The following is a 25,810-nucleotide window of genomic DNA, read 5'->3' on the forward strand; positions in this document are numbered from 1 at the left end:
AGCAATATGCCGGAAATGGACTTCAGCATGAGCTCTCCAATTCGCTCTGGCGGCATTTTTCAAAACGCTAGAGGAAGTGAAGAGCAAGGAAACGAGTAACGCCGCTATTCGCGGGATTCAGTGGTTTTACGAATGATTTCCGGCTCTGCGCCGTTTGGCGATCCGCCGTTGAGCAGCGCCCTGGCCAGGCCCAATCCGGCGCCGCCGAGCGTGAGCGCTTTGGCGAGCATTTCCTCGACGCCCTGCGCGCCGTTCAGCACCACCATGTGCTCGACGTTTCCGAACGCCTTCGCGCCCGCCTCGACGATTTCCGGCCAGCGCTCCGCGAGTTGCTGCGCGACGACCGCCTCCTGGTTCTCCTTCAGTGCCTGGGCGCGGGCCCTGATCGCCTGCGCCACCGCCAGGCCCTTGGCCTCCGACGCCTCGGCCTCGGCCAGGCCCAGCGCCTTGGCGGCCTCCGCCTGGGCCAGACCGCGGGCCTGCGCGGCCTGGGCCTCGGCCTCGCCGGCGATCTTCGTGGCGGCTCCGGCGGCCTCGCCGCGCAGCCGTACCGACTCGGCGTCGGCCGCGGCAGCCAGCTTGATCTGGGAGGCCTGCGCGGCGGCGCGCAGCTCGGTCTCCTTCGCCTCGGCCTCCGCCTGCGCGATGCGGGCGTCCCGCTCGGCCTGGGAGAGCGTGACAGTCTCGTACGCCTTGGCGTCGGCGGGCTTGCGCACCTGCGACTGGAGCCGCTGCTCGGCGAGCTTGGCCTCCAGTTCGGCGGCCTTCGTCTCTTGGACGACCACCTCCTGGCGAGCGGTCGCCTCCGACAGCGGGCCCGCCTGGCGGGAGGTGGCCTGGGCCTGGTCGATCTCGGCCTGGTAGGCGGCCTCCTTGATGCGGGCGTCCCGGCGGGCGGCGGCCATGTTGGCGACCGCGATCTGCTCTGCCTCGGTGGCCTCCTGGTCGCGCTGGGCCTGCGCGATGCGGGCGGTGGCGGCGACCTTGGCGGCGTGCGGCTTGCCGAGGTTGACGATGTAGCCGGTCTCGTCGTCGATCTCCTGGATCTGCAGCGAGTCGACGATCAGGCCCAGCTTGCTCATCTCGTCGGCGGCCGATGCCCTGGTCTCGCTGGTCAGGCGCTCACGGTTGAGAATGAGGTCCTCGATGGTGAGGTTGCCGATGATCGAGCGCAGGTGGCCGGTGAACAGCTCGTGGATCGCGCTGGTCATGAAGTCCTGCTGGTCGAGGAAGCGGCGGGCGGCGTTGGCGATGGAGGACAGGTCGTCGCCGACCTTGTAGATCACCACGCCGCGGATGTGCACGGGGATGCCCTGCTGGGTGACGCACGAGACCTGGAGGTTGGCGGCCCTGGTGTCGAGCCGCAGCCGCCTGGCCGCCTGGAACCCGGGCAGCACCGCCGTGCCCTTGCCGGTGACGATCTTGAAGCCCAGGCTGTCGACGCCCTCACCCCGGCGGCGGGCGCCCAGCCCGGAGATGATCAGGGCCTCGTTGGGCTCAGCGACCCGCCACACGGCCTTGAACAGCAGGATGATGACGACCGCGAGGATGACACCGGCGGCGGCGATGTAGAGCTCGGGGGACATCGGAGGGCCTCCCTCAGACGAGTGCTCTGGCCACGTAGACCGTCCGCGGGGGGAAGTACTCGACGACGATCACGATGGAGCCGATGCCGAACTCCTCGTCGGGCACGCTGGGATGGGCGTAGAAGGCCTCCACGCCGCCCCTGATCGGGATCATGACCTCGCCGACGAGCCCTGGGCCGATCTTCCCCGTGACCCTGCCCTGCTTGCCGACCACTGGGCTCCCCCCGCTCGCGATATTCCGGACGCTACTCCAAACGGGCATTCGCGGTAATAGCCCGGCAAAATGTTTCCCGCAGCGCTGCGCGTCGGTCACCCGGCCTTTCGCCCGTCTGCTGAGGATCGCGCCATGAGCTCCACTCCGCGAGACCTCATCACCAACCACCCCATTTCCCGCCGCGACTTCTTCGACGGGATGGCTCCGGGGTGCATAGCGGCTGAGATGCCTCGTGGGACCCCATACTCCCCGAGCCATTCCACTGTGCGCGGCGGGGCGGCGGAGGCGCTCAGCGTGCCGCACGCGCTGCGGGACGGGCGTTTCTGGCGGCACGCGGGCTCACCCGAGCCGCCCGGCCCGCTTCGGGCCGCCCGAGGACGGCGTGATGTGCCACCGTGAGAGCTTCACCGCGACCCGCCCGACTGGTTCCCCGCGTTGTCGAGCGGTTCTGCCGGACCGTGTCGTGCCGGGCGTGGGGGTACGACACGCGGGCGTTCGGAGACCGCGCCCCTTCCGCTGGACGGCCGGGTGCTGATTCCCCGCGGACGCGGCGCGCAGGCGGTTCGGCCGGATCGCCATCGCGGGCTCCGACTCGGAGCCTGGGCTGGACGGCGCCGTCACGGCGGCCGTGCGCGCCGTGGCGGAGCCGGCGAGGCCGTGAGAGCGTGATCTCGCTGGTCGCACCGCCTCACCGTGGGCGGGGACCGCTGGAGCTCCAAGAGCTTGTCCCAATAATCACGGTAATGAACGTGTTGCTCCCACTGCGCCGGAAGCATAAACGATGCTAGTCTCCTGTGCGATCTTCCGGAGGTGTATTTACACAAGGTGTGGAAATGCCCCGGACTTGAGGTTGGGACATGGGCTCGCGAAACCGGTCAATTCGGTTCAAGATCTTCTTATTGCTGCTGCTACCGCTCCTGTCTCTGAGCGCGCTCTGGGGTTTCGTCCTCAACCTCACCATGGGCGACGCCCAGTCACTGCTCCGCGCGAACACGCTGTACCAGACTCTCGGCGTCACCTCCATCGACCTGGGACTACAGTTGCAGGCCGAGCGAGCGCGCTCAGCGGAGACGCTCACTACGCGTAAGCTCACCACGGCCCTCGGCGCCCAGCGCGCCCGCACCGACAGGTCCGTCACCGACTTCAAACTGGCCGTCATGGAGGCCGGCAGCGCGGTCGGCGACGACCTGCGCCGGCCCCTCGCCGCCCTTGACTCGGCTCTCGACCGGCTCGGCCCGATCAGGGCCGACATCGACGGCGGTCTCGGCTCCCGCCTCGCCGGTCTCAACGACTACAACCGCATCCTCGACGCGATCTTCGCTCTCTACGACCACCTGGTCTCCGTCTCCGACCTGGAGCTCTTCCAGCAGGCAGCCTCGCTGCAGGCCATGGGTATGGCCAGGGAGTACATCGCCAGGGAGCACGCGCTCATCATCGGCGCCATGGCCGACCGCCGGCTCACCCAGCCGGAGACGACCGCCTTCACCGAGTACGCGGCCTCCAGGAAGTTCCTGTACGCGCGCGGCCTGGCCGGGCTCGACGTGCAGTTGCGCAAGCCGTACGAGGAGGTCTTCGCCACCGAGCCGTTCCTCGGCTTCGCCACCATGGAGGCGCGGATCATCAAGACCGGCGCCCCGCCGCTCCCCTCCGACGGCTGGAACCAGGCGGTCGACAGGCTCACGTCCCGGCTCGACCAGCTCGGCTCCGCCTCGGGGACGGTCCTGGCCTCGCGCGCGTCCGAGGCCGCCACGTCCACCATCGTCAAGACCTCCATCGCGGGCGGCCTCGGCTTGATCGCGGTGCTCTCGTCGATCATCATCTCTGTACGCTTCGGTCGTCGCCTGGCCGGAGAGCTGGCCGGGCTGCGTGCCGCCGCGGTCAACCTGTCGCAGACACGGCTGCCCGACATCGTCGAGCGGCTGCGCAGGGGCGAGGACGTCGACGTGAAGAAGGAGGCCAAGGCGATCAAGGTGAGCGGTTCCGCTGAGATCACCGACGTGGCCAGGGCCTTCGGCTCCGTGCAGCGCACCGCCGTGCGGGCGGCGGTCGGCCAGACGGCCCTGCGGCACGGGGTCGGCCAGGTCTTCCTCAACCTCGCCCGGCGCAAGCAGGGCCTCCTGCACCGCCAGCTGGCGCTGCTTGACCGCATGCAGCGCCGTACGCACGACCCTGACCGGCTGGAGGAGCTCTTCCGCCTCGACCATCTGACCACCCGCATGCGCCGGCACGCGGAGAGCCTGATGATCCTGTCCGGGTCCGCACCCGGGCGGGCGTGGCGCAAGCCGGTGCCCGTGATCGACATCGTCAGGGCCGCCGTCGCGGAGGTCGAGGACTACACCAGGGTGCACGTCGAGAACATGCCGCCCGGCGCGCTCGACGGGACGGCCGCGGCCGACATCACCCACCTGGTGGCCGAGCTCGTCGAGAACGCCACCATCTACTCGCCGCCGGACACCACCGTCCAGGTGCGCGGCGACCTGGCGAGCAACGGATACGTCATCGAGATCGAGGACCGCGGGCTCGGGCTGTCGATCAGCGAGTACTCCGAGTTCAACACGCTGCTGGGCGCGCCGCCGGAGTTCGACCTGACCGACAGCGACCGGCTGGGCCTGTTCGTGGTGGCCACGCTGGCGGAACGGCACGGGATCAAGGTGGTGCTGCGGCGCTCGCCCTTCGGCGGGACGTCGGCCGTCGTGCTCGTGCCGCGCTCGATGGTGACCGAGCAGGCGGCGCTGGCCGCGGGCGACGGCAAGGCCGAGCTGCCGAGCCGTACGCGGAAGAAAGCGCTCGCCGTGGTGACCTCGGGCACCCACGCGGGGCTCCCCAGGCGGGTGCGCCAGGCCAACCTGGCGCCGCAGCTCAAGGAGGAGCCCGCCGAGCCGGAGTCGCGTGGGCAGGAGCGGCCTGCCGAGCAGGAGCCGCGGCCCGAACGCTCTCCCGACGAGGTCAGGGACTTGTTCTCCGCCTTCCAGCGGGGAACCCAACGCGCCCGAGAAGAAGCCTCTGAGGAGGGGCCATGATAAAGGGGGATGCATGACTGCGCCGACCGCCAACACCGGTGAGCTGAACTGGCTGCTGGACGACCTCGCCACGAGGGTCGCCTCCGTCCGCCAGGCGGTCCTCTTGTCGACCGACGGCCTGGCCGTGGGCTACTCCAAGGGATTGTCCAGGGAGGACGCCGAGCATCTGTCGGCTGTGGCGGCCGGGTTCCAGAGCCTGGCCCGTGGCACCGGACGCCATTTCGGCGGCGGCGACGTGCGCCAGACCATTGTGGAGATGGAGTCGGCGTTCCTGTTCGTCACCGCGGCGGGGCAGGGCACCTGCCTGGCCGTGATCGCCGATGGCAACGTGGACGTCGGCCACATCGCCTACGAGATGGCGATGCTGGTCAAGCGGGTGGGCCAGCACATCAACACCAATCCGCGCGCTGGAGCGTCATGAGCGATAGCCCGCAGTGGTTCGATGAGGAGGCGGGGCCAGTCGTCCGGCCCTATGCTCTCATCCGCGGTCGCACGCATTCCTCAGGGGACGCGTTCGACCTCGTGGCATCCGTGCGCGCCATCGGCGACCCGCCGGGCGAGCTCGGTCCCGAACAACAACTCATCCTGCGGGCGGCTCGTAACCCGATCTCGGTGGCCGACCTGGCCGTCGAGCTCGACCTGCCCGTCGGCGTCGTCCGGGTCCTGCTGGGCGACCTGCGTGACCACGGCCTCATCTCGGTGTCGTCGCCCTCCGCCGGAGGGTCGCGGTCGAATGAGCGCATTCTCAAGGAAGTGATCAATGGACTCCGTGCTCTCTGAGGACCCCGTCGCGCTGAAGATTCTCATCGCGGGAGGGTTCGGCGTCGGCAAGACCACACTGGTCGGCGCGATCAGCGAGATCAAGCCGCTGCGCACGGAGGAGGTGCTCTCCGACCGCGGGATCGGGGTCGACGACCTCGACGGCGTGGAGGCCAAGAGCACCACGACCGTGGCGATGGACTTCGGCCGCATCACCATCCGCGACGGGCTGGTCGTGTACCTGTTCGGGACGCCCGGGCAGGAGCGGTTCTGGTTCATGTGGGATGAGTTGTCCCACGGCGCGCTGGGCGCGGTCGTGATCGCGGACACGCGGCGGCTGACCGACTGCTTCCCGTCCCTCGACTACTTCGAGCAGCGCGGCACGCCGTTCGTGGTCGCCGTCAACTGCTTCGACGGGGCCGCCAGTCACAGCGTGGAGGACGTGCGCATCGCGCTGGACCTGGACGACGACGTGCCGATCATGCTGTGCGACGTGCGGCGGCGGGCCTCGGCCAAGGAAGTCATGATCACGCTGGTCGAGCACTCCCTGCGCACGCTGACCTCGGCCAACTAGCCGCCCGGCGAGGCTCGGGCGGCCCGCCTAGAGCGCCCTGAGGCCGTTGATCACCTCTCGGAGCAGGCTCTCCGTGGGCGTGGCGGCCTTGTCGCGCGGCGGGCGCACCGAGATCAGGCCGTGCTCGAGCAGGTCCCCCAGCAGCACCCTCGCGACGGCGACCGGCAGGCCCAGATCCGAGGCGATCTCGGCGACGGGCCTGGCCTGGCCGCCCACGGTGCTCAGCAACCGCCGGTGCTGGGCGCTGAGCTCGGCCTTGGCCGGGATCGGCGACCCCGTCGAGACTATGGTCGCCAGCAGGTCGAGCGTGGAGGAGGCGGCGGGCTTGGTGCGCCCCCTGGCGACCGCGTACGGCCGTACGACAGGTCCTGCCTCCTCGTCGATCCACTCGTGATCGCGGCTCACGGCTGAGTTCCCCCATCCTGCTCACTGTCCTGCCGCCCGCGCTGCCAGCCCGACTGGAGCGAGGAGAGCAGCGCCCTGGCCTCCTCGGGCGAGCGCTCCTCGACCGGCGACGCGGAGGGCGGCGCCTGCTTGAGCCGCTGCGGCAGGCCGGTCTGCCGGTCGCGCTGCGGCAGGCCCGTATCCCTCTGCCGCTGGCGGCGGGGCAGACCCGAGTCCTGCTCGGGCGGTTGCGACAGCTGCGGGGGCTGTTGCGGCAGCCCGTTCGCCGTCTGGCCGCCGGCGCGCTTGCTGGTGCGGACGCGGCGCGGGAGCTCGCCCGGCCCTGTGGGCTCGGACCGTACGACCGACACCGAGACGGACTCGAACTCGATCGGCTGCACCGGCGGGGTCACCATCGGCTCGACCAGCGAGCCGGGCAGGAGCACGATGGCCGTGGTGCCGCCGTACGGTGAGGGCTTGACCGTCACCCTGACGCCGTGCCTGGCCGCGAGCATGCCGACCACCGCGAAGCCGAGCCGCTCGGTCTGCGAGGGGTCGAACTCCGGCGGGCTGGCCAGACGGTCGTTGATCATCCGGCGGGTGGCGTCGTCCATGCCCAGGCCGCGGTCCTCGATCTCGACGGCGAAGCCCCTGCCGACGATCTCGCCGCGTACGGAGACCTCGTTGCTGGGCGAGGAGAAGGAGGCGGCGTTCTCGATCAGCTCGGCGAACAGGTGCATGAGGTCGGCCACCGCCGCGCCCGAGACGCCGCACTCGGTCATCGGGTAGACGCGTACCCGGGTGTACTCCTCGACCTGGGCGGCGGCGCCGCTCAGCACGTCCTCGATCGGGATGACGCCGCGCCACCTGCGGCCCGCCGAGCCGCCCGACAGCAGCACCAGGCCCTCGGCGTGGCGGCGCATGCGCGTGGTCAGGTGGTCGAGCCTGAACAGCCGCTCGAGCGCCTCCGGCTCCTCCGTCTGGCGCTGCATCTCGTCCAGCATCTTGAGCTGGCGCTGCAGCAGCGACTGGCTGCGCCTGGCGAGGTTACGCAGCGCCTCGGACACGCCCTCGCGCAGCCTGGCCTGCTCGACGGCCGCGTCCACGGCCGTGCTCTGCACGCTGTCGAACGCCGCGGCCAGGTCGCTGACCTCGCTGGTCGCGTTCGGGCCCACCGTGATGGGCGGCGCCTCGGTCGCGATGTCCACCTTCTCGCCGCTGCTCAGCTTCGCCACGACGTCGGGCAGCCTGATGTCGGCCAGGTCCAGCGCGGTACGGCGCAGTCCCCTCAGCTCCTGGGTGAGCCTGCGGCCGACCTTGACGGAGATGACGACGGAGAACACGACCGCGATCAGGCCGAGCAGTCCCGCCACGACGGCCTGCACCACGATGCCCACGCCCGCGGGCTCCATCCTGGCCAGCAGCTTGTCGCCGGTGTTCCAGACGGCCTCGGTGTACTCCTTCTGCAGCGGATCGGCCACGCCCCGCCAGAGCTCGACGTCCATCGGCTGGCCGGAGACGTAGCTCTCCAGCAGGTTCTCCATCGTGCTGTAGCGCGGGGAGTAGTACAGCTTCTCGAACGGGGCCCGCAGCTCGTTGTCGAGGTTGGCCAGCGCCTTGGGGAACAGGTACGTCCTGGTGCTGTCGAGTCCGGCCAGCAGGTGGAGGTCGGAGTGCATGGCCATCCGGCCGTTCGCGGCCACGATCAGCGCGTGCTCCCGGCTCAGGAGCTCGCGCACCTCGTCGGCGGCGATCAGGCCCTGCGCCTGGAGCGCCAGCTCGAGGTCGGTGCTGACCAGCATCCGGGAGTACAGCAGGTGGATCTCGTCGGAGATCTTCGCGTACTCGGTGACGAGGGTGCCGGGGGTGAGCTTGCGGTCATCCACCTGGCGCCGGATGTCCGGTATCCGGTCGGCGGCCTCGAACACCGACTGGAGCTGGGTCTTCATGTCCTGCGTCAGCGCCGACTGCACGTCCTCTGCCGTCGCCTGCACGCGCAGGTTCTTCCTGTTGGCGTCGACCTTGGCCCTGGCCTTGCTCAGCGCGTCGGGGGCCGTGGCCACGCCTGCCATCTGCTCGGCGGAGGCAAGCCGCTCGGTCTGGAGGTTGGAGATCAGCCCGTCGGCGTTGTTGATGACGCCCGTCCAGATCGTCTCCACCTTGAGCAGGCTCTGCGCCTCTCCCAACGTGGTGCTCGCGGCGAAACCCCAGAGCGCGATCAGGGAGATCAAGGGGATGACGAGCAGCGTCGAGATCTTGAATCTGATGGATCTGCCCGATGCCATGACACCTGCTCCCGGATAGAAGATCGCGGGAGAGAATAGCACCGATACAGATGGTTTTAAGATCGACTCGCGATAAATCTGTGATATGTCAGGAAATTCCTGCCTTGTGCGCTGGTCGGACGGCCGCTCGGGCGCCATGCCAGCCAGGCCAGCCACACGGCCAGCACGCCCAGCAAGGTCACCTCGGCTCCCAGCAACAACCGCTCGACGAGCCCGATCATCACCCGCTCCCCCGGCATGGCGACATACGTGATCGCCAGCAGCCCGAACCCCCCGGCCAGGGCCACCCACTCCACCACCCGCGCCACAGGCTTCCAGCGTTCGTCTGAGCGCAGTCTGGGCACCAGCAGCGCGCCGGCGGCGGGCAGGCTGACGAACGCCGCGACGGACACGTACCGATGCACCTGCGCCGCCAGATCGAGATCCGCCCCGATGGGTGTGGTCGGGACCAGAGCCGCCACCACGAGCGCCCCCGACCACACCCGGAGCAGCCACTCAGGCATCCCCCGCACCGGCGCTCCTGCCGCCCGCAGCCCCGCCAGCAGCGCCAGTGACCCGATGCCCAGGACCGCCATGGCGACCTCCGTGACGCCCCCGCGGTCGGACACGGCGTATTCGCTGATGGTCACATTGAGCGGGTCAAGGTAGGGGTCGGGCCCGAACTGCCCGACCACCACGGCGACCACCGAGAACAGGATGGAGGCGCAGGCGATCAGGGGGTAGAGCCTCTTCACTGCGGACATGAGGCCACTTTCCCGCCCGGAAGCCCTCGCTCACATCCGGCTCCGCCCCCGACCCGCCCCTGACGCGACCCTGAGTTCCTATTGCTGGATGACCGAGAGGACGTTTCCCGCCGGATCCGTGAACCAGGCGATGGGCGGCCCTTCGGCGCGGAAAACGCCCTTGGAGTCCTGTGGGAAGCCCTCGTAGCGCTCGAAGCGCACTCCCCGCGCCGTCAGCTCGTCCACCGCCTTGTCGATGTCCTCGACCGGGAAGTTGAGGATCGTGAACGTCGCCGGGGTGTGCCGCTCCTTCGGGTAGACGAGGATGTCGGCGCCGCCCGCGATGTGCAGCGTGAGCATCCCGTGCTCCTCCGAGACGCGCAGCCCCAACGTCTCGCCGTAGAACCTCTTCGCCGCCGCGATGTCGTCCACCGAGAACCCGCTGAACGCCTTCGTCGTTTCGAACATGATCGCCTCACATGGACGCGAGGTGAGCCTCGCTGAGCTGGATGATCTGCACGTAGTTGCCGTCCGGGTCGATCGCGGTGGCGAACAGGCTGCCGTCACGGTCCTCGAGCGGTGCCAGCCACGACGCGCCCGCCTGCTCCATCCGTGCCGCGACGGCGCGGGCGTCGGTCACGTGGAAGTTCAGTATCGTCCTGCCGGGCTCCGGATTCTTGTCTGTCACGTCCTCCCGCGTGTCGATGAACAGGTAGAACTCGCCGAACTTGAGCACCCCGTACTGCTGGACGTCGGTGTTCTCCTCGGGGTCCAGCGCGGTCACGTACCAGGTGCGCAGGCGCTCCGGGTTGGTGCTGGCGAGCAGCATGCCGCCGACGACGGGTCGCTTCATCGCGAACTCCTCACTGGTGGTTCCGAATCTCTTCCACCGGGGCAGACCAGGCGAGGCGCGAAAAGTCATCGGTGATCCGGGCAAAAAAAACAGCCGCGCCGCGTGCCCGGGTCGGCCGAGGCACGCGGCGCGGGGTTTCGGTCAGCGGAGCCGACAGGGGGCTCAGCCGGTGCGGAGCGTGAGGCCGTACACGCTCAAGATCTCATTGACGGGCTGGTGGTACGTCGTGCCGCCGATGGAGCAGTTGCCCGAGCCGCCCGAGGTCACGCCCTGGGCCTGGCTGCCCGAGATGAACGAGCCGCCCGAGTCGCCCGGCTGGGCGCACGCGCTGGTGCGGGTCAGGCCGGTGACGGTGCCCTGCGGGTAGGTGACGGTGGCGTTGTGCTGCTGGATGGTGCCGCAGCGCCAGCCGGTGGTCGAACCGGAGCGGCAGATGGACGAGCCGACCGCGGCCTGGGTGGAGCCGCGGACGATCACGGTCGAGCCGCCCGAGCCGCGTACCCACGGCTGCGGGGTGTTGCCGGGGGCGGCGACCCAGGCGTAATCGTTGCCCGGGAAGGACGAGCCTTGGAAGGTGCCCGTCGGGTTGGTGGTCCGGCTTCCGGCCCGCCCGCAGTGCCCGGCGGTGACGAAGCCGGGGGTGCTGCCCCTGGTGACGGAGAAGCCGACGCTGCAGCGGCTGGAGCCGATGTAGTACGGGGCGCCGCCGATGATGTCGATGAACGGCGTGGGCCGCTCGGCCGTCGCCGACACGCTGACCGCGTTACGGTCCACGCCCGCGGCCGTGGCCAGGGCCTCCGCGGCCTCCACCGTGGGCGCCTGGATGGCGACCGTGTTGGTCTTCACGTCCACGTACCAGAGCGCGGCCGCGGCCTTGGCGCGCCTCGGGGCCTGGTCGACCTGCTGCATGATCCCGTTGAGCTGGGCGAGCGACCGCGCGACCACGACCGGCTGCGCGCCGTGCGACTCGATGGTGGCCGTGGTGCCGGCGTCGGTGGTGGCGACCAGGAGCTTGGAGGCGTCGTCGTTCAGCCAGGAGCCGCCGTACGCCGCGCCGAGCTGGGCCGTCAGCTTGGCGTCCGTGGCCGCGGCGCGTTCCTCGTTGGCCAGCCGGGCGAGCACCTGCTGCTCGGAGAGACCGAGGTCCCGTTCTAACGCGTCGATCACGGAAGGCGGAGGGGCTGGGGAGGCGGATTGAGGTGCAGGATCAGCTGCTGCGGCGCTGATGGGGGTGGCCAGGCAGGCGGCGAGGATGACGCCGCCCACCAACGCAGAGCGCTTACTCAACATGTGCACTCCTCGGGTGGGGGTGCTGTCAAGCTAACGTTTGCTACGGCTCCTGCCAGCATGCCAAAGCGCCTCTATTTCGGTGTTATGGGGGCTTTTAGGGCATGGGTCCGAATCGGGTTCTGCCGCCTTAACCCAGAGCGATCATGACGGCTAATGTAACAGCACTGTTAGATCGGAAAGGTGGGCACATGGATCCGTACGACAAGGGAATGCTGGACGTCGGCGACGGCAACCTCGTGTACTGGGAGGTGGCGGGCAACCCGGCGGGCAAGCCTGCCGTGGTCGTGCACGGCGGGCCCGGCTCAGGAGCGGGGCGGGGCTGGTATCGGAACTTCGACCTCGACGCGTACCAGGTGGTGCTCTTCGACCAGCGCGGATGCGGCAGGAGCAGGCCGAACGTCAGCGACTGGGCGGTGGGACTCGAGGCCAACACCACACATCACCTGGTCGCGGACATGGAGCTGCTGCGGGAGCACCTCGGGATCGGCAAGTGGATGGTGTTCGGCGGGTCATGGGGGGCGACGCTGGGGCTCGCGTACGCCGTACGGCACCCGGACCGGGTCTCCGAGGTCGTGCTGTTCGGGGTCGGCACCACCACCAGGCGCGAGGTGGAGTGGATCACCCGCGAGATGGGGCGGATCTTCCCCGAGGAGTGGGAGCGGTTCAGGGACGGCGTGCCCGAGCAGGACAGGGACGGGAACCTGGCCGACGCGTACGCCAGGCTGATGGAGCATCCGGATCTCGCGGTGCGCGAGCAGGCGGCCGTCGACTGGTGCGAATGGGAGGACCGGCACGTACGGCTGCTTCCGGGGCTCGAGCCGGACCCGAGCTACGCGGACCGGGACTTCCGTGTGACGTTCGCGCGCCTGGTCACCCACTACTGGCGGCACGCCGCCTGGCTGGGGGACGACGAGCTGCTGCGGGGCGTGGCGGGGCTGGGCCACGTGCCCGGGGTGCTGGTGCACGGGCGGCTGGACGTGAGCACGGCGCTGGAGACCGCGTGGCGGCTGTCACGGGCGTGGCCCGGCTGCGAGTTGATCGTACTCGAGGACGGAGGCCACGGTCCAGGGCTGTCCGACACGCTCGCAGCCGTGACCGACAGGATGGCCGCGCGGACTCGCTAGGCGGACTTGGCCTCCGGCAGCGGGACCCACTTGTGCGCCCACGTCACCAGCTCGTCCAGCACGGGCCGCAGCTCCTGCCCCATCTCGGTCAGGTGGTATTCGACCCGCACGGGTGACGTGGCCAGCACCCGGCGCTCGATGAGCCCGGCGGTCTCCAGCTCGCGCAGCCGCCGGGCCAGCATCGTGTCGTTGATGCCGGGAATGGCCGACTTGAGGTCGGCGTAGCGGTGGGCGCCCTTGAAGATCATGTGGATCACCGCTCCCGACCACCGGGCGCCGATCAGTTCCAGAGCGATGTGAAAGCGGGTGCACACCGAGTTCAGGCTCACACTGAAGATCCTAGCATTTGCTCAGAAAAGTAAAGCTACTCAATAATGTTGAGCAAGCCGTCTCGCTGAGCACAGGAGTTGAAAGATGAGCAAGCCCGTCCTGCAGATCATCGTCGCCAGCACCCGTCCGGGTCGCGCGGGTCGTCCCATCGCCGACTGGTTCCACGGCAAGGCCGTGGACTCGGGGCTCTTCGAGGTGGAGCTGATCGACCTGGCCGAGGTCGGGCTGCCGTTCCTGGACGAGCCCAACCACCCCAGGCTCAGGCAGTACGTGAACGCCCACACCAAGGAGTGGAGCGCCACCATCGACCGGGGCGACGCGTTCGTGTTCGTGACCCCCGAGTACAACCACAGCTTCAACGCCGTGCTGAAGAACGCGCTCGACTACCTGCACCACGAGTGGCAGCACAAGCCTGCCGGGTTCGTCAGCTACGGAGGGGTCTCCGGCGGCACTCGCGCCACGCACAGCCTGCGCCAGGTCACCAGCACGCTGAGGATGGTCCCGGTGCTCGAGGCGGTGAACATCCCGTTCTACACGCAGTTCCTCGGCGAGGACGGCAAGGTGCACGCCAACGACATCATGGAATCCGCGGCCGACGACATGCTCGCCGAGCTGGCCAGGCTGGCCGGCGCGCTGCGCCCGATACGTCAGGGCTGAGCTACGCTGCGGGGCGTGGCGCTGGCTGTGAGTGTGGTGGTCCGATACCGCAAGGCGGTGACGTACGGCGTGCACGCGCTGCTCGCCGCCCTGGAGACCGCGGGGGTCGAGCACGAGCTGAGACTCGGCACGACTGCAGAGGAGACCGCCGAGCACATCAGGGCCAGCGAGGCCGACCGGGTGCTCGTGCTGTGGTCGTTCTACTCGCCGGACGCCGAGGCCATGGCCGCCGAGCTGGCCACGGTCAGGTCGCTGAGCGGTGACCGCGGGCTGCACATAGCGGGGGGCGTGCACGCCACGGCCGAGCCGCAGCAGGTCATCGACGCGGGCTGGGACCTGGCGGGGATAGGTGAGGGCGAGTCCACGATCATCTCCCTCGTCCGCGCTCTCCAGCAGGACGAGCCGCTGACCTCGGTCCCGGGGCTGGCGGTCAAGGACGGCGACGGCATCGCCCTGCGCACCAGGCCGGCGCCGCAGCTCCCGCTCGACGCGTACCCCTCGTTCCTGGGCAGGAAGGGGCCGATCGAGATCACCCGCGGCTGCCGGTACACGTGCCGCTTCTGCCAGACGCCGTTCATGTTCGGCGGGCAGTTCCGCCACCGCTCGGTCGCCAGCGTGCGCGAGCACGTGCGCGGGATGGTCGACAGGGGCCTGCGCGACATCCGCTTCATCACACCGACCTCGCTCTCGTACGGCTCCCCCGGGCCCGATCCCGACCTCGGCAAGGTGGAGGAGCTGCTGGCCGGGGTCAAGGAGGAGCTGCCGCAGAACGGCCGGGTGTTCTTCGGGAGCTTCCCTTCAGAGGTACGCCCGGAGCACGTCACACCGGAGGCCATGCGCCTGCTCAAGCGCTACGTGGCCAACGACAACCTGATCATCGGCGCCCAGTCGGGCTCCGACAAGGTGCTGGCCGCCTCCGGGCGCGGCCACGACACCTCGCCGGTGCGCGACGCCGTCAGGATCGCGGTCGAGCACGGCTTCCGGCCGAACGTCGACTTCATCTTCGGCATGCCGGGCGAGACCGAGGAGGACCAGGCTGCTTCCATCAGGCTCGCCTCAGATCTGGCCGAGCTGGGCGCCCGCATCCACACCCACACGTTCATGCCGCTGCCCGGCACGCCGTGGCGGGACGCCGAGCCCGCGTTCATCCCGCTGGCGACCATGAGCGAGCTCGACCGGCTGGCACAGCGCGGCGACGCCTACGGGCACTGGCGCAAGCAGGCCGAACACGCCGTACGGCTGGCCGAGACGGCCAAGGCGTACCCGCGGCGGGCGCGGCGGCGCCGCACCACCGGCTAATCGTCCTCGTCAAAGGTGTGCAGCACCCGCTCGAACGCGTCGCTGACGGGCCGCAACGCCTGCGCGAAGGCGTTGACCAGCGGACCGAAGATCTCCGTCATCTCGGTCATGAAATCGGGACTCTTGTTCTCGGGAGGCGCCCAGCGCATGGCGTCCGCGCTCAGCGTCTCCCATTCGTCCACGACGCCGTCGATGGCGTCGAGTACATGATCAGGATCGGTTGGCATGACCGTTCTCCGTGGAAGAAGGGCCGTATACAACCCACGGTACTTCAGACCGGGATCGAGACCCCCACTCCGCCACGAGTCTGCCCGCCGAACCTCTCCTTGTCGGCGCTCAGGTCGAGCGGACGGATGCCGGCGCGCGAGGCGAGGATCTCGTCGGTGAGCAGCGAGGCCGGCACCAGCCACGACACCTCGAACTCCAGCCCGTCCGGGTCCTTGGCGTACAGCGCCTTCGTCGTGCTGTGGTCGGAGGCGCCCACCAGCGCGCCGAGCTCGGCCAGCTTGGCCGCCACGCGCTCCAGCTCGTCGAGGGTGTCGACCTCCCAGGCCAGGTGGTAGAGGCCGACGGACGTGCGCCCGGCCGGTGAGGGTGCCGCGTTCGCGCCGATCTCGAACAGGCCCAGGTCGTGGTCGTTCGTCGAACCGGGAGCCTGCAGGAAGGCCGCGCCCCGCATGCCCATCACCACCTCGAAGCCGAGGGCCTCGCGGTAGAAGGCGACGCTGCGTTCCACGTCACGGACGTAAAGGACCGCGTGGTTGAGTCGCTGGACAGGCATGGCTTCCCCTTTCTGCCGAGTCCTGCGGTCAAGTATATGAGAGTTCAACTAAATTGGCCGCATGACGAGATGGCTGGATGCGGACGAACAGCACACCTGGCGGAACTTCCTGGCGGCGACCCAGCTCATCAACGAGGCCCTCGACCGCCAGCTCCAGCGGGACGCGGGCATGCCGCACACGTACTACATGATCCTCGTGGCGCTCTCCGAGGCGCCCGGACGCTCGATGCGGATGAGTGAGCTGGCCGCCAGGGCGCAGAGCTCCCAGAGCCGTCTCTCGCACGCCGTCGCCCGCCTGGAGGAGCGCGGGTGGGTCCGCCGCGAGCGCTGCCCCTCCGACCGGCGCGGCAATTTCGCAGTGCTCACGGACGACGGGTTCGCCGCGCTGGCCGCCGCCGCGCCGGGGCACGTGGAGGAGGTACGCCGGAGCCTGTTCGACGTGCTGACGCCCGAGCAGGTACGCCGGCTCGACGAGATCTGCGTCGCGGTCCGCAAGACGCTGGAGGTGTGATCCCCTATGGGACACGCGGGGAGGGGAGCGAGAAATCTGTCGGGTCGAGGCCGTACCGTTCTCCGGGTACCCGACGAAGGAGAGGCCGATGCACGACACCGAAGAGGCGCTGTTCAGGGCGGTCCACGGCATTGCCGGGCGGTTCGCCGGCCAGCCCGTGCCCGTGGTGATGGAGGCGCTGCTGCGCCACCTGCCCAAGGCGCCCGGCCTCGAGGTGGCGGAGATTCGCAAGATCGCCGAGGAGATCAGCGTCGGGCGCGACCCCTCGGGCTTGTGAACTGCTGATCGTCAGGGGAGCATCGAGACATGTACGCGCCAACCCCTGAAGATCGATTCACGTTCGGTCTGTGGACGGTCGGCCGGCAGGCGCGCGATCCGTTCGGGGACGCCGCCCGTGCGCCCCTCGATCCCGTCGAGAGCGTGCATCGGCTGGCCGAGCTGGGGGCCTACGGCGTCACATTCCACGACGACGACCTGCTCGCCGTCGAGCCCAATCGCGACCGGGCGATCGCGACCTTCCGGAAAGCGCTTGCCGTCGCGCGCGGATACCATTGCACGCATCTCAACCAGCTTGCGCTGGAGCACTTGTTAGGAGTTCGTGGGTGACGCTGGTCGCTGGGGTCGATTCCTCGACGCAAAGTTGCAAGGTCGTCATTCGTGACGCGGAGACGGGCGCGCTGGTGCGGCAGGGCCGCGCGCCGCATCCCGACGGCACGGAGGTGCATCCGTCGCACTGGTGGGCCGCGCTGTTGCGGGCCCTCGAGGAGGCCGGCGGGCTGGCTGATGTGGCGGCCGTCAGCGTGGGCGGGCAGCAGCACGGCATGGTCTGCCTGGACGAGTCCGGAAATGTCGTGCGCGATGCCCTGCTGTGGAACGACACCCGCTCCGCCCAGGCCGCCACCGACCTGATCGCGGAGCTGGGCGGGCCGGAGGCCTGGGCCACGGCCGTCGGGTCGGTGCCCGTCGCCTCGTTCACGGTGACCAAGCTGCGCTGGCTGGCCGAGCACGAGCCGGACAACGCCGCCCGTACGGCCGCCGTCTGCCTGCCGCACGACTGGCTCACCTGGCGCCTGGCCGGCGCACTCGCCTCGGGCACCTTCTCCCCCGACGCTCCCACGCCGCCGATCGACCAGCTCACCACGGACCGGGGGGACGCCTCGGGGACGGGCTACTGGTCACCGGCGACGGGGACGTACCGCACGGACCTGCTGAAGCTGGCGTTCGGGGCGGTCCCGCTGCTGCCTCGGGTGCTGGGCCCGGCGGACGCGGCCTTCGAGGCAGGCACGGTCATGATCGCTCCGGGCACGGGCGACAACATGGCCGCCGCACTCGGGGTGGGCGCCCGGCCGGGTGACGTCGTGGTGTCGCTGGGCACCTCCGGCACGGTGTTCGCGGTCGCGGAGTCCCCCAGCGCCGACCCCACCGGCGCGGTCGCCGGCTTCGCCGACGCCACGGGCCACTTCCTTCCCCTCGTGTGCACGCTCAACGCCGCCCGCGTCATGGACGCCGCCGCCCGCATCACCGGAGTCGGCCTCGACGAGCTGAGCGATCTGGCCCTCCAGGCGCCACCGGGGGCAGGCGGTCTGACGCTCGTGCCGTACCTCGAGGGCGAGCGCACCCCCAACCGCCCCACCGCGACGGGCTCCGTTCACGGGCTGACCCTGGCCACCTCCACCCCCGCCCACCTGGCACGCGCGGCCGTCGAGGGCATGCTGTGCGGCCTCGCCGACGCTCTCGACGCGCTGCGCATGCAGCCTGAGCGGGTGCTGCTGATCGGCGGCGCCGCCCGTTCGGAGGCGGTCCGCCGCATCGCCCCCACGATCTTCGGCGTCCCGATCACGGTGCCGCCACCGGCCGAGTACGTCGCCAACGGCGCCGCCCACCAGGCCGCCACGCTCGTCACCTCGCCGGACTGGCGGTCGGAGGAGACGGAGACGTACGAGGGGGACGCCGTCCCGGAGATCCGCCACCGCTACGCCCGCGCCACCACCCACATCCTCGACTGAGTCTGTGCCGCGGCCCGACCGCTGACGAGCGGTCGGGCCGAAGCCGGAGCAGTCATGCGGCACCAACTGCCCAAGAGCCCGATGATCTCATCGCACTCTGGCGATCAAGGGCAAACCGTCAGAAGACGACAGTAGCGGGCCGAACACGGGCCGCTGGACGTCGAGCTGGGCCTGTCGGTGCACGGGGAACATGACAATGGCCGCCTTGCCCGGCTCGCGCGGGGCAGAGGCGACCATGCGGCGAAGGGGTGGATCATCAGGCAGCCTGCCACGCCCGTTCCGGTTCCGGGGTCACGGTGGGCCTCTCCGGGAGATAGGCGGCGCGGGTGAGCAGCACCTGCGCCACGCTCGCCTTGAGCAGAGCGGCCATCCGGACCACCGGCACCAGGGTCAGGGCGAACAGGACGCCCACCGCCGTGGTGACGACCACGAGCATCGTGGGGGTGTCAGGCAGACCCAGCCACGGCAGCCCCTCGCCGGCGCCGGGGATCCGGGCGATGGCCCAGCCGTAGATGGGGAAGGTCAAGCCGGCGACGGCTCCGGCCCACCACACGGCGGTGAGGACGAAGGCAGCCAGCGAGAACGGCAGCGCGATGATCCCGTACAGCAGGTCCATCCATGCCTGGCCGCTGGCCAGCGGGTTCATCGCGCGGCGGAACCAGCCCGCGCCCTCAGGGACGGGCGCGTACGGCGGGCGGGCGACCGGATGGCCGAGCACACCGGGCAGGGCGACGCGTTCGAGATCGGCGAGGTGGCGGGAGGCGGCGGCGGTCGCGGCGAGCACGGGCAGGCCGACGAAGGCGACGGCGCTGCCGAGACCCGCGGAGACGCCGGCGACGGTGGCGGTGAAGGAGGCGACGGCCAGCGGGAGGCCGAGCAGCGTGTAGCGGGTGTCGGTGGCGAGACGGCGCTGGAGGGTTCTCATGGGGAAAACGCTACGAGCGGGGGTCTGGGGCCATCGACCCTGCGTACGGGCCTGTGCGTGGTAGGGACAGCCCTACCTTTCTGAGGCCGCCGGCTGCCGATCCTGTCAGCCGCGAAGCAGATCGAGGATGTGCGGCCAGGCGGCAGCTCCGAGCTCGGCATCGGCGACAGCGTCACCGCCGTAAAGAAAGCGTGGCGATGCGGCCGCAGGACCTTCCCTTGGCAGACGCGGACGATGCCCGGCTTCGGCCAGGCTGATCAGCCGAGCGGTACGACCAGCGGTCCGGCGACGGGCGACAAGTCGCTCAGCGAACGGGAGGGACGGCCACATCTCATCGTCCCCTCCTGCCACCAGCAGCACGTCAGCCCTGGTCTCCTCGACAGGGATCTCGGCGGCGCGCGCCATGTCGGCGAACGTCCGTTCGCTGCGCTCGTACCAGCCGCGAATGGCTACCGGACCGTTCGCCGGTTCAGCAGCGGTCCAGTCATCGTCGTACGGGACGAAGGGCAGCGGCTGTCCCTTCCACGTCCAGGACGACCGGTAAGGGCGCTGCTGCCCATCTCGCCCCGGGCCGACATTTCCCCATACCACCGAGGTAGGCGAAATCGCCACGACGCCGTCGACCCGCGGGTCATGGATGGAGGTGAGCAGGGCGGCCTCCGCCCCCTTGGACGCCCCCAGCAGGCAAATGCGCCGCACTCCGGTGGATTCGAGCAGATCGATGGCGGAAACGAAGGTCTCCAGAGGAATCTCGCAGATGCCCGGTGACTGTCCGGGGCCGCCGAACCATCGAATCGACATCGCGGTCATCCCCTGCCGGGCGAGGAGACGAGCCCTGTCCCGTTCGATACGACCGCTCGACCCTGACAGAACAAGGACGCCCGTGTGGCTGAAAGGGCCTGGAGTGATGCAGACGCCTTCCCACGGCTCGGTCAGTTCCTGCTCATCCATGTTCGCCACCTCCACGGCACCGCACTCTACTGGGGCCGCGTGCCACCGGCCGGAGGGGTTCCATCCCGCCTCGCTCGCCCAGTATCGCCAACACTGGGTGAAATTCGCCTGAACGTCAATGATCTTGCCTGACGGATCCCGGTCCGCATCCCTAGCCTGGGAGACCATGGATTTTCTGCAAGAATTCGTGGCGTTGCGGGAATCCGCCACGGCCGCGAATGGGCTCGTAAGCGTAGAAGTGGACGGCACTTCCGACCTCACCGGATTGAAGCTCGACCCGCGGGCCCTGCGGCTACCCGCGACCGAGCTGGCCGAGGCGATCATGGAGGCATTCGGCCGTGCCCGCGAAGCGGCCCAGGAACGGGCCACCCAGGCCATCCCCGACGTGCTGAAGCAGGACCCGCTGGAGCTGAACGACCTGATTGAAAAGGTCAAGGCCGACACTCAAGCGGACATGAACGAGCTCCTCTCCACCGTCAACGGGCTCACCTTGCGCCTGGATCGCTTGATGCAGCAATGAGCGAGAACTTCGATGGAATTGACGTGGCTTTCGGCTCCCGGGTCCGTACCGCCGAAGGCCTGGCCGAAGTCGCCGACCGCCTTGCGCAGGCAGTCACCCTCGCGATGCCGGGTGTGGCTCGATCCGTCGGCACGCGTGACGAGCTGAGCGATGAGTTCGACGCCGAGCACACCGGTCTCACCGATCAGCTGGGGCAGCACTTCGAGAGCGTTGTCACCCAACTGCGCGGCATGGCGGCCAAGCACGTGACCTCGGAACGCACCTACGTCGAGGCTGAACACGCCAACGGGGGAGCATCGTGAGCGGAGAACTACCCGACATCCTTCGCTGGGCCCACAGCTTCGTCGCTGACGTGGCGCCGTTAGGGAGCCATGGCGCCGACCTCAACCGCCTCCAGGGGGCCTCGTCCTCTCTGGACGTCGCCACCGAGGCCAAGAATGGCCAGACCGGCACGAACGAGGCAGTCGCCCATGTTCGCACGGCGGGCAACCTGAGCGACGACATGACGGCCTCCGAGGACCACGTGCGAGTCGCCCAGGCCGAGGCGGACAAAGGCGGCATGGCTGCCGCGATGTCAGGCACGGCCACGATGCTCCTGGTCGCCTTGAAGGTGGTCTGGAGACTGTACGTCATCGCCGCGTTGATCGCCCTGGTGATCGCGCTCTACCGCTACTTCGCCCTCGGCCCTGCGGTGGGTACGGCGGGAAGCAGGATGTACATCGCGAGTGTGAGAAAGCGTATGTATACGGCGCTCACCGGCATCAAAGAGAACATCCGCCGCAACCCAGTCGCCGCGTTGAGGCACGCGAAGACCTTGCTCGGGGCCACCGCGAAAATGGGAAACCTGGGAACGGTCACGTACATCACGGGCTTGGCCAGCATCCCCGCCTTCGTCACAGCGGGGCTCGCTACCCCTTGGGACAACAATGAGGAAGCCCGCGACCTCACCGAGCAATCGCTGAGGCAGACGGAGGAAGGCCGCGCAGCACTCGCCTACACCAAAGAGCACGACATCACCGTGATCTACAGGAACGAGCTCCACTCGGTTTCCTACAGGTCCAGGTACTATCCCAACACCAACGTCCTCATCCTCGGCGCGCAGGACTTCGGCACCTGGGAGAGCGGTAACAGTCTCGCCCGGGACTTCATCCGCCACATCGATGTGGCCAAAGGGAATGACGGCCGTTTCGGCGACGGCTCTGGCTATGACGACACGAGGACCGAAGATGAGCGATCGCGGGACGCGGCCTGGTATCGCCTTCACTACGAACGGCCCGACTATGAGGGCTACAGCCACAGAGTCAATCCGGACAAGTTCAACTGGCCATACGCACAGATCAACCATTTGTTCGATTTCAGCTGACCGAACACCACTAGACGTTCACGTTCGCGACCTCCGCCCGTGATCGTTGACGAGATGCGCAGGCCGGTCGGCGCTCCCACGGCGGCGAGACGGATGCTCCGCTCTGTGCGATGCCGACCGGCCACCTGGTCGAGTGACGCCAAGCCCGCGTTCCGCAACCAATCGCCGATCCAGGACGCCGCGGGTGCGGCCTGACGACGATCGGCGCTGAGCCGCGGGTGCGGCCTGACCGCAATCGGCGCTGAGCCGCGGGGCCGGGAGAGCGTCGCTCCTGACGAGCGCCCGACCAGGATGCTATACATGAAATCGCCACAAAGGTCACAGCTGTTGAGGCAGGCACATGGCTTCCGAAGGCGAGGATCCCCGTGGTTTCGGGGAGGCGGCACGCGGGCTGGTGGGTGCCACAGTCGGCGCCGACGGCCTTGTCGAGCGCGTGCGCATCGCCCCGCGGGCGCTCCGGCTCGATTCCCATGAACTTGAGGAGCAGGTGCTGGCCGCCGTACGGGCCGCGCAACAGGACCGGCTCGCACGAGTCGGGGAGCCCGCCGACGACCTGCCACCCGCCCTCGCGCCGGAGACCATGGCGAGGCGGCTTGACGAGTTCGAGGCCGAGGCACTGGGCCGTTTCTCCCAGATGAACGCCTCGCTCGACGAGCTGCTGAGGCGACTGGAGGGACCGTGAGCGAGATCCCGGACATAGTGCACGACAACGACGGGCGGGCCAGGTCCGGGCAAGCGGTGCAGACGCTGGTCGACGAGCACGAGGAGTTCAACCGGTCGCTGGGCGCCGCCGCGGCCGCCGCCGGGATGCTGCCGTACGTCGGGGTGGCGCTGGAGGCGCTGCTGCGGAACATGCTGGAGGAGTCCGAGGACCTGCACGGTCGCACCCGCCTGGCGGCCGGCGGGCAGATCGTGATGGCCAGTGGCAACGCCGCCACCGAGCTGGCCATCATCCAGTACGCCGAGGCCGTGCGCCGGATGCAGGCATGAGCGACGACCCGCTGGTCGCGATGGGCGGGCCGCTGCTGCCGGTCGAGCGGCCGCGTGACGTGCCGGCCGGCGACCATCTCACGGTGCTGGCGCGGGGCGCGGGCTTGCACCGCGACCGGGAGGCCGAGATGGCGATCGCCCAGCGGTCCGCCCGCGAGGAGGCCGGCCCGGCGGCGCAGGCGTTCGACGCGCACGCGGCAGCCACCGCCATGCGGGCCGCCGACCTGGGCCGGCGGATGGATATCGCGCGCGGCGGAGTTGAGGCGGCGGCGCTGGTCGCGGCGGCGGGCGGGGCGGCCTACCTGTTCTACGCCGCTTATGCCGGCATCGCCCGCCAGGTGGCCCCCCAGTCGGTGCCCGCCGTGCAGGCCGCCGCCCTGCGCACCGACGGCCAGATGCAGCTGGCCATGCGCAAGATCGTCGAGCTACTCGACCGGCTGAAGAAGCAGCATTCGCCACGGTCGGGCGGGTCTGCCCGCCCGGGCGGCGGGCCGACCCCCGAGAACATCGTCCGGCTGCACGTCGACGCGGTGCGCGGCACCCTGGATACCGTGCAGCGCGCTGCCAATGAGGCACGCGAGACGCTGGAGGTGAGCCACGTCCGCATCAGGCAGGCGATCGCCGCCACGCGGGACCGCTACCCGCACAACGAGCACGACTACACCGTCCGCTACACCAGCGGCTGGAACCGGCATCCCTTTCTGTCGCCCGCCGACCGGGAGGCCATGGTGGCCGCCCGCAACGGCCTGCGCGAGCAAACCGAGCTGGTCGGCCACGCGGGAGAGCGGCTGGGGATGGCCCGCCGCCAGATCGACGACACTCTGGCCGTGACGCGCGGCGAGGAGGCCGCGCGCTTCCGCCAGCTCCGGTTCGAGGCCGACGGCCTGGCCGGCGAACACGAGCGGCTGAGCAAGCGCCTGCGGGAGCTCGCCCAGCGCTACGACGGCCGGGAAGGCTCCCCAGGCTAGGCGGGCGAGGTGGCCGGGATCGGGCTGCTTGCCCCACCGAATGCGGCGCAGGTCCTGGTGGACGGGCACTCGCTACAGCGCGGGAAGCCTGCGGCAGCCGTCGAGGTCGGACAAGCCGGGCGCCGGCTATCCGGGAGGAGGAGACCGCCGAACGGCGGCCTGGGACGCGACAGACGACTTTGCCTGTGCGTCCAGGGCTTACAGCGGACGGATGTTGTGGTTTCTGGAGAACAGATTGCCGGAATCGTATTGGCGCTTGACCGCCGCGAGCCGCTGGTAGGTGTGCGGCGGATAGATCGCGGCGACGTCCTCCTCGGTGGCAGTGGCGAGGAAGTTGGCGTAGGCGCCGCTGACGTGAGGCGCGAGTCTGGCCCAGATCGCTTCCAGGGTGGGACGGGCGGCCTCGATGACCGGCGGCGGGCCAATGGTGGTGGTCACGAACATCAGCTCCGCCTGGCGGTGTGCGTAGGCGGTGGCGTCGCCGGGAAGCCGGGACACCGCACCGCCGACGCTGCGGACGGAGATCTTCGGCGGGGACTGCGATGCCCCGACCTCGGCAAGGATCCGCAGCACCTCTGGCACCGGTGCGGTGTCGACGAACGCGCTTCGGGTGACCAGCTGGATGCCGGGCGGCGGGGGCCCGAAGTCCACGAGCACGTCCGCGTACGGTTTGAGCGCGACGTCGTCGCCGATCACCGTACCGAGCCGGCGGATCGGATCGAGGGCCTGGGCGGCGAGCTCGGGGTCATCGCCGTCGAAGGCGACCTGGATCTCGACCGGCGCGTCGGGCCCGCCGGTGAAGGGGTTGGCGAGCTCCGCGATGGAGGTGAGCTCCTCGGGTGCGGTGCGCAGGTGGTCCGCCCAGCCCTGGAGCACGGTGGCCGCCTCGGAGGCCGGGAAAGTGATCGTGCCGAAGAAGACGTCCTTCGTCGGGTGTGCGACGAATTCGAAGGCGGTCACGATCCCGAAGTTGCCGCCGCCGCCGCGAAGCGCCCAAAACAGCTCCGGGTTCTCCGTCGCGCTCGCCCGCCGCAGGTCGCCGCCGGCGGTGACCACCTCCGCGGCGACCACATTGTCCAGAGCCAGGCCGTACTTCCTGACCTTCCACCCGATGCCACCGGTCAACGTCAGCCCGCCGACACCGACGCTCCTGGTGTCGCCCGCGGAGATCGCCAGGCCGTGCGGGGCCAGCGCGTCCGCGACCTGACCCCAGGTAGCGCCGCCGCCGATCCGCACAAGGTGACGTTCCTTGTCGATGATCTCCACACTCGCGAGCTTGCCGAGGTCGAGCACGACGCCGCCGTCGTTGGTGGCAAAGCCCGCGAAGCCATGGCCGCCGCCTCGTACAGACAGCACAAGCCCCGTGCCGACGGCGAATCTGACACCGGCCTGCACGTCCGCGACGCTGTCCGGCCGCAGGACAAAGGCCGGACTACCCGAAACCAGCATCGAGCGGCTGGCCGATTCGTAGTCCGCCGCACCCGGTTCGATGATGTCCCCGCCGAAGTCACGGCGAGGGTTTTCAAACGCGGAACTCATGATGTTCCTTCCGTAGGAGAATCTTGTAACTCGGACCGTCAGTTGGCCCTGCCGGCGAACATGCCGCGCTCACAGGGGCCGCCCGGGCCGCGCACGATCACGTTGAGCCGGTTGCCGGCGTTGACGTGGCGATCACGGAGGCCGGCGCGACGGTCTGGT

30 protein-coding genes and 1 pseudogene are annotated in these 25,810 nt (G+C 69.5%); 17 read left to right on the plus strand and 14 right to left on the minus strand.

The window, feature by feature from the left end; genetic code table 11:
• Positions 1–104: 104 nt before the first annotated feature.
• Together ACIBVN_RS21910 and ACIBVN_RS21915 are read right to left on the minus strand one after the other, a co-directional pair.
• Positions 105–1,586, minus strand: a complete 1,482-nt coding sequence (locus ACIBVN_RS21910; protein ID WP_397139056.1) for an SPFH domain-containing protein — start codon at positions 1,584–1,586, stop codon at positions 105–107.
• A 13-nt stretch (positions 1,587–1,599) separates the two neighbouring features.
• Positions 1,600–1,800, minus strand: a complete 201-nt coding sequence (locus tag ACIBVN_RS21915; RefSeq protein WP_349453750.1) for a hypothetical protein — start codon at positions 1,798–1,800, stop codon at positions 1,600–1,602.
• Between the two features lie 899 nt (positions 1,801–2,699).
• Between ACIBVN_RS21915 and ACIBVN_RS21920 the strand changes: the two genes are divergently transcribed.
• From ACIBVN_RS21920 to ACIBVN_RS21935, 4 genes are read left to right on the plus strand one after another with little or no spacing between them, the layout of a single operon-like run.
• Entirely contained in the window at positions 2,700–4,820 is a 2,121-nt protein-coding gene (locus ACIBVN_RS21920) for a nitrate- and nitrite sensing domain-containing protein (RefSeq protein WP_397139058.1), read from the plus strand.
• 13 nt (positions 4,821–4,833) lie between these two features.
• Entirely contained in the window at positions 4,834–5,241 is a 408-nt protein-coding gene (locus ACIBVN_RS21925; protein ID WP_397139060.1) for a roadblock/LC7 domain-containing protein, read from the plus strand.
• Positions 5,238–5,600, plus strand: a complete 363-nt coding sequence (locus ACIBVN_RS21930) for a DUF742 domain-containing protein (protein ID WP_397139062.1) — start codon at positions 5,238–5,240, stop codon at positions 5,598–5,600. The genes ACIBVN_RS21925 and ACIBVN_RS21930 overlap by 4 nt, the downstream gene beginning before the upstream one ends.
• A complete protein-coding gene (locus tag ACIBVN_RS21935; protein ID WP_349453745.1) occupies positions 5,581–6,153 on the plus strand; it encodes an ATP/GTP-binding protein in 573 nt (190 codons plus the stop codon). Before ACIBVN_RS21930 ends, ACIBVN_RS21935 begins: the two co-directional genes overlap by 20 nt.
• Before the next feature lie 27 nt (positions 6,154–6,180).
• Here the strand turns inward: ACIBVN_RS21935 and ACIBVN_RS21940 are convergent, their stop codons facing one another.
• The 6 genes from ACIBVN_RS21940 to ACIBVN_RS21965 all read right to left on the minus strand — a co-directional run bounded on the left by ACIBVN_RS21940 (position 6,181) and on the right by ACIBVN_RS21965 (position 11,687).
• On the minus strand, positions 6,181–6,558 hold the full coding sequence (locus tag ACIBVN_RS21940) for a DUF742 domain-containing protein (protein ID WP_397139064.1): 378 nt from the start codon (positions 6,556–6,558) through the stop codon (positions 6,181–6,183).
• On the minus strand, positions 6,555–8,822 hold the full coding sequence (locus ACIBVN_RS21945) for a nitrate- and nitrite sensing domain-containing protein (protein WP_397139066.1): 2,268 nt from the start codon (positions 8,820–8,822) through the stop codon (positions 6,555–6,557). Before ACIBVN_RS21945 ends, ACIBVN_RS21940 begins: the two co-directional genes overlap by 4 nt.
• 56 nt (positions 8,823–8,878) lie before the next feature.
• A complete protein-coding gene (locus ACIBVN_RS21950; RefSeq protein ID WP_397139068.1) occupies positions 8,879–9,565 on the minus strand; it encodes a DUF998 domain-containing protein in 687 nt (228 codons plus the stop codon).
• A 78-nt stretch (positions 9,566–9,643) separates the two neighbouring features.
• Positions 9,644–10,012, minus strand: coding sequence for a VOC family protein (locus ACIBVN_RS21955; protein ID WP_397139070.1), 369 nt, complete (start codon positions 10,010–10,012; stop codon positions 9,644–9,646).
• Positions 10,013–10,019: 7 nt separating this feature from the next.
• On the minus strand, positions 10,020–10,397 hold the full coding sequence (locus ACIBVN_RS21960; protein WP_397139072.1) for a VOC family protein: 378 nt from the start codon (positions 10,395–10,397) through the stop codon (positions 10,020–10,022).
• 162 nt (positions 10,398–10,559) lie between these two features.
• Entirely contained in the window at positions 10,560–11,687 is a 1,128-nt protein-coding gene (locus ACIBVN_RS21965) for a S1 family peptidase (RefSeq protein ID WP_397139074.1), read from the minus strand.
• 188 nt (positions 11,688–11,875) lie between these two features.
• Here ACIBVN_RS21965 and pip point away from each other — a divergent pair, with 188 nt between their 5' ends.
• On the plus strand, positions 11,876–12,811 hold the full coding sequence (gene pip, locus ACIBVN_RS21970) for a prolyl aminopeptidase (protein ID WP_397139076.1): 936 nt from the start codon (positions 11,876–11,878) through the stop codon (positions 12,809–12,811).
• Here pip and ACIBVN_RS21975 read toward each other — a convergent pair.
• The gene (locus ACIBVN_RS21975) at positions 12,808–13,140 is read right to left on the minus strand and encodes a winged helix-turn-helix transcriptional regulator (protein WP_397139078.1); all 333 of its coding nucleotides are present in this window, start codon (positions 13,138–13,140) and stop codon (positions 12,808–12,810) included. The two genes, pip and ACIBVN_RS21975, sit on opposite strands and share 4 nt — an antisense overlap.
• 85 nt (positions 13,141–13,225) lie before the next feature.
• Here ACIBVN_RS21975 and ACIBVN_RS21980 point away from each other — a divergent pair, with 85 nt between their 5' ends.
• Positions 13,226–13,798, plus strand: coding sequence for an NADPH-dependent FMN reductase (locus tag ACIBVN_RS21980; RefSeq protein WP_397139080.1), 573 nt, complete (start codon positions 13,226–13,228; stop codon positions 13,796–13,798).
• 15 nt (positions 13,799–13,813) lie between these two features.
• Positions 13,814–15,097, plus strand: coding sequence for a TIGR04013 family B12-binding domain/radical SAM domain-containing protein (locus ACIBVN_RS21985; RefSeq protein ID WP_397139082.1), 1,284 nt, complete (start codon positions 13,814–13,816; stop codon positions 15,095–15,097).
• Here the strand turns inward: ACIBVN_RS21985 and ACIBVN_RS21990 are convergent.
• Together ACIBVN_RS21990 and ACIBVN_RS21995 are read right to left on the minus strand one after the other, a co-directional pair.
• Positions 15,094–15,324: a hypothetical protein gene (locus ACIBVN_RS21990; RefSeq protein ID WP_397139084.1), complete on the minus strand. Its 231-nt coding sequence runs from the start codon at positions 15,322–15,324 to the stop codon at positions 15,094–15,096. The two genes, ACIBVN_RS21985 and ACIBVN_RS21990, sit on opposite strands and share 4 nt — an antisense overlap.
• A gap of 44 nt (positions 15,325–15,368) precedes the next feature.
• Positions 15,369–15,878: a VOC family protein gene (locus ACIBVN_RS21995; protein WP_397139086.1), complete on the minus strand. Its 510-nt coding sequence runs from the start codon at positions 15,876–15,878 to the stop codon at positions 15,369–15,371.
• 61 nt (positions 15,879–15,939) lie between these two features.
• On the opposite strand from ACIBVN_RS21995, the gene ACIBVN_RS22000 reads away from it, so the two are divergent.
• From ACIBVN_RS22000 to xylB, 4 genes and pseudogenes are all read left to right on the plus strand, one after another.
• Positions 15,940–16,389 carry a MarR family winged helix-turn-helix transcriptional regulator gene (locus ACIBVN_RS22000; RefSeq protein ID WP_397139088.1) on the plus strand — a complete coding sequence of 150 codons (450 nt, stop codon included), beginning with the start codon at positions 15,940–15,942 and terminating at the stop codon, positions 16,387–16,389.
• Positions 16,390–16,477: 88 nt separating this feature from the next.
• Positions 16,478–16,666 carry a hypothetical protein gene (locus ACIBVN_RS22005; protein WP_349453729.1) on the plus strand — a complete coding sequence of 63 codons (189 nt, stop codon included), beginning with the start codon at positions 16,478–16,480 and terminating at the stop codon, positions 16,664–16,666.
• A 29-nt stretch (positions 16,667–16,695) separates the two neighbouring features.
• Positions 16,696–16,920: pseudogene (locus tag ACIBVN_RS22010) on the plus strand (xylose isomerase); the annotation flags it as partial.
• A gap of 71 nt (positions 16,921–16,991) precedes the next feature.
• Positions 16,992–18,395: a xylulokinase gene (xylB, locus tag ACIBVN_RS22015; RefSeq protein ID WP_397139090.1), complete on the plus strand. Its 1,404-nt coding sequence runs from the start codon at positions 16,992–16,994 to the stop codon at positions 18,393–18,395.
• A gap of 256 nt (positions 18,396–18,651) precedes the next feature.
• On the opposite strand, the gene ACIBVN_RS22020 is transcribed toward xylB, so the two are convergent.
• Positions 18,652–19,320, minus strand: coding sequence for a sensor domain-containing protein (locus ACIBVN_RS22020; protein WP_397139092.1), 669 nt, complete (start codon positions 19,318–19,320; stop codon positions 18,652–18,654).
• Between the two features lie 105 nt (positions 19,321–19,425).
• Complete coding sequence (locus ACIBVN_RS22025; RefSeq protein WP_397139094.1) at positions 19,426–20,271, minus strand: acyl-CoA thioester hydrolase/BAAT C-terminal domain-containing protein; 846 nt, start codon at positions 20,269–20,271, stop codon at positions 19,426–19,428.
• A gap of 166 nt (positions 20,272–20,437) precedes the next feature.
• Here ACIBVN_RS22025 and ACIBVN_RS22030 point away from each other — a divergent pair, with 166 nt between their 5' ends.
• From ACIBVN_RS22030 to ACIBVN_RS22055, 6 genes are all read left to right on the plus strand, one after another.
• Entirely contained in the window at positions 20,438–20,791 is a 354-nt protein-coding gene (locus ACIBVN_RS22030) for a YbaB/EbfC family nucleoid-associated protein (protein WP_397139096.1), read from the plus strand.
• Entirely contained in the window at positions 20,788–21,093 is a 306-nt protein-coding gene (locus ACIBVN_RS22035) for a hypothetical protein (RefSeq protein ID WP_397139098.1), read from the plus strand. Before ACIBVN_RS22030 ends, ACIBVN_RS22035 begins: the two co-directional genes overlap by 4 nt.
• Positions 21,090–22,154 carry a hypothetical protein gene (locus ACIBVN_RS22040; RefSeq protein WP_397139100.1) on the plus strand — a complete coding sequence of 355 codons (1,065 nt, stop codon included), beginning with the start codon at positions 21,090–21,092 and terminating at the stop codon, positions 22,152–22,154. The genes ACIBVN_RS22035 and ACIBVN_RS22040 overlap by 4 nt, the downstream gene beginning before the upstream one ends.
• Positions 22,155–22,494: 340 nt before the next feature.
• Positions 22,495–22,836 (plus strand): YbaB/EbfC family nucleoid-associated protein, encoded by a 342-nt coding sequence (locus ACIBVN_RS22045; protein WP_397139102.1) that lies wholly within the window; start codon positions 22,495–22,497, stop codon positions 22,834–22,836.
• Positions 22,833–23,144 (plus strand): hypothetical protein, encoded by a 312-nt coding sequence (locus ACIBVN_RS22050; RefSeq protein ID WP_397139104.1) that lies wholly within the window; start codon positions 22,833–22,835, stop codon positions 23,142–23,144. Before ACIBVN_RS22045 ends, ACIBVN_RS22050 begins: the two co-directional genes overlap by 4 nt.
• Positions 23,141–24,112: a hypothetical protein gene (locus ACIBVN_RS22055; RefSeq protein ID WP_397139106.1), complete on the plus strand. Its 972-nt coding sequence runs from the start codon at positions 23,141–23,143 to the stop codon at positions 24,110–24,112. Before ACIBVN_RS22050 ends, ACIBVN_RS22055 begins: the two co-directional genes overlap by 4 nt.
• Before the next feature lie 198 nt (positions 24,113–24,310).
• Here ACIBVN_RS22055 and ACIBVN_RS22060 read toward each other — a convergent pair whose 3' ends face one another.
• Positions 24,311–25,651, minus strand: a complete 1,341-nt coding sequence (locus ACIBVN_RS22060) for an FAD-binding oxidoreductase (protein WP_397139108.1) — start codon at positions 25,649–25,651, stop codon at positions 24,311–24,313.
• Between the last annotated feature and the right edge of the window lie 159 nt (positions 25,652–25,810).

Source organism: Nonomuraea sp. NPDC049400 (genome assembly GCF_044466425.1).
Classification (GTDB): Bacteria; Actinomycetota; Actinomycetes; order Streptosporangiales; family Streptosporangiaceae; genus Nonomuraea.

Bases quoted from the DNA above. Each gene is read 5' to 3' on its own strand.
- ACIBVN_RS21910 (WP_397139056.1), bottom strand. From the start codon at position 1,586: ATGTCCCCCGAGCTCTACATCGCCGCCGCCGGTGTCATCCTCGCGGTC.
- ACIBVN_RS21925 (WP_397139060.1), top strand. From the start codon at position 4,834: ATGACTGCGCCGACCGCCAACACCGGTGAGCTGAACTGGCTGCTGGAC.
- ACIBVN_RS21930 (WP_397139062.1), top strand. From the start codon at position 5,238: ATGAGCGATAGCCCGCAGTGGTTCGATGAGGAGGCGGGGCCAGTCGTC.
- ACIBVN_RS21935 (WP_349453745.1), top strand. From the start codon at position 5,581: ATGGACTCCGTGCTCTCTGAGGACCCCGTCGCGCTGAAGATTCTCATC.
- ACIBVN_RS21945 (WP_397139066.1), bottom strand. From the start codon at position 8,822: ATGGCATCGGGCAGATCCATCAGATTCAAGATCTCGACGCTGCTCGTC.
- ACIBVN_RS21950 (WP_397139068.1), bottom strand. From the start codon at position 9,565: ATGTCCGCAGTGAAGAGGCTCTACCCCCTGATCGCCTGCGCCTCCATC.
- ACIBVN_RS21955 (WP_397139070.1), bottom strand. From the start codon at position 10,012: ATGTTCGAAACGACGAAGGCGTTCAGCGGGTTCTCGGTGGACGACATC.
- ACIBVN_RS21960 (WP_397139072.1), bottom strand. From the start codon at position 10,397: ATGAAGCGACCCGTCGTCGGCGGCATGCTGCTCGCCAGCACCAACCCG.
- ACIBVN_RS21965 (WP_397139074.1), bottom strand. From the start codon at position 11,687: ATGTTGAGTAAGCGCTCTGCGTTGGTGGGCGGCGTCATCCTCGCCGCC.
- pip (WP_397139076.1), top strand. From the start codon at position 11,876: ATGGATCCGTACGACAAGGGAATGCTGGACGTCGGCGACGGCAACCTC.
- ACIBVN_RS21980 (WP_397139080.1), top strand. From the start codon at position 13,226: ATGAGCAAGCCCGTCCTGCAGATCATCGTCGCCAGCACCCGTCCGGGT.
- ACIBVN_RS21990 (WP_397139084.1), bottom strand. From the start codon at position 15,324: ATGCCAACCGATCCTGATCATGTACTCGACGCCATCGACGGCGTCGTG.
- ACIBVN_RS21995 (WP_397139086.1), bottom strand. From the start codon at position 15,878: ATGCCTGTCCAGCGACTCAACCACGCGGTCCTTTACGTCCGTGACGTG.
- ACIBVN_RS22000 (WP_397139088.1), top strand. From the start codon at position 15,940: ATGACGAGATGGCTGGATGCGGACGAACAGCACACCTGGCGGAACTTC.
- ACIBVN_RS22005 (WP_349453729.1), top strand. From the start codon at position 16,478: ATGCACGACACCGAAGAGGCGCTGTTCAGGGCGGTCCACGGCATTGCC.
- ACIBVN_RS22020 (WP_397139092.1), bottom strand. From the start codon at position 19,320: ATGAGAACCCTCCAGCGCCGTCTCGCCACCGACACCCGCTACACGCTG.
- ACIBVN_RS22025 (WP_397139094.1), bottom strand. From the start codon at position 20,271: ATGGATGAGCAGGAACTGACCGAGCCGTGGGAAGGCGTCTGCATCACT.
- ACIBVN_RS22030 (WP_397139096.1), top strand. From the start codon at position 20,438: ATGGATTTTCTGCAAGAATTCGTGGCGTTGCGGGAATCCGCCACGGCC.
- ACIBVN_RS22035 (WP_397139098.1), top strand. From the start codon at position 20,788: ATGAGCGAGAACTTCGATGGAATTGACGTGGCTTTCGGCTCCCGGGTC.
- ACIBVN_RS22045 (WP_397139102.1), top strand. From the start codon at position 22,495: ATGGCTTCCGAAGGCGAGGATCCCCGTGGTTTCGGGGAGGCGGCACGC.
- ACIBVN_RS22055 (WP_397139106.1), top strand. From the start codon at position 23,141: ATGAGCGACGACCCGCTGGTCGCGATGGGCGGGCCGCTGCTGCCGGTC.
- ACIBVN_RS22060 (WP_397139108.1), bottom strand. From the start codon at position 25,651: ATGAGTTCCGCGTTTGAAAACCCTCGCCGTGACTTCGGCGGGGACATC.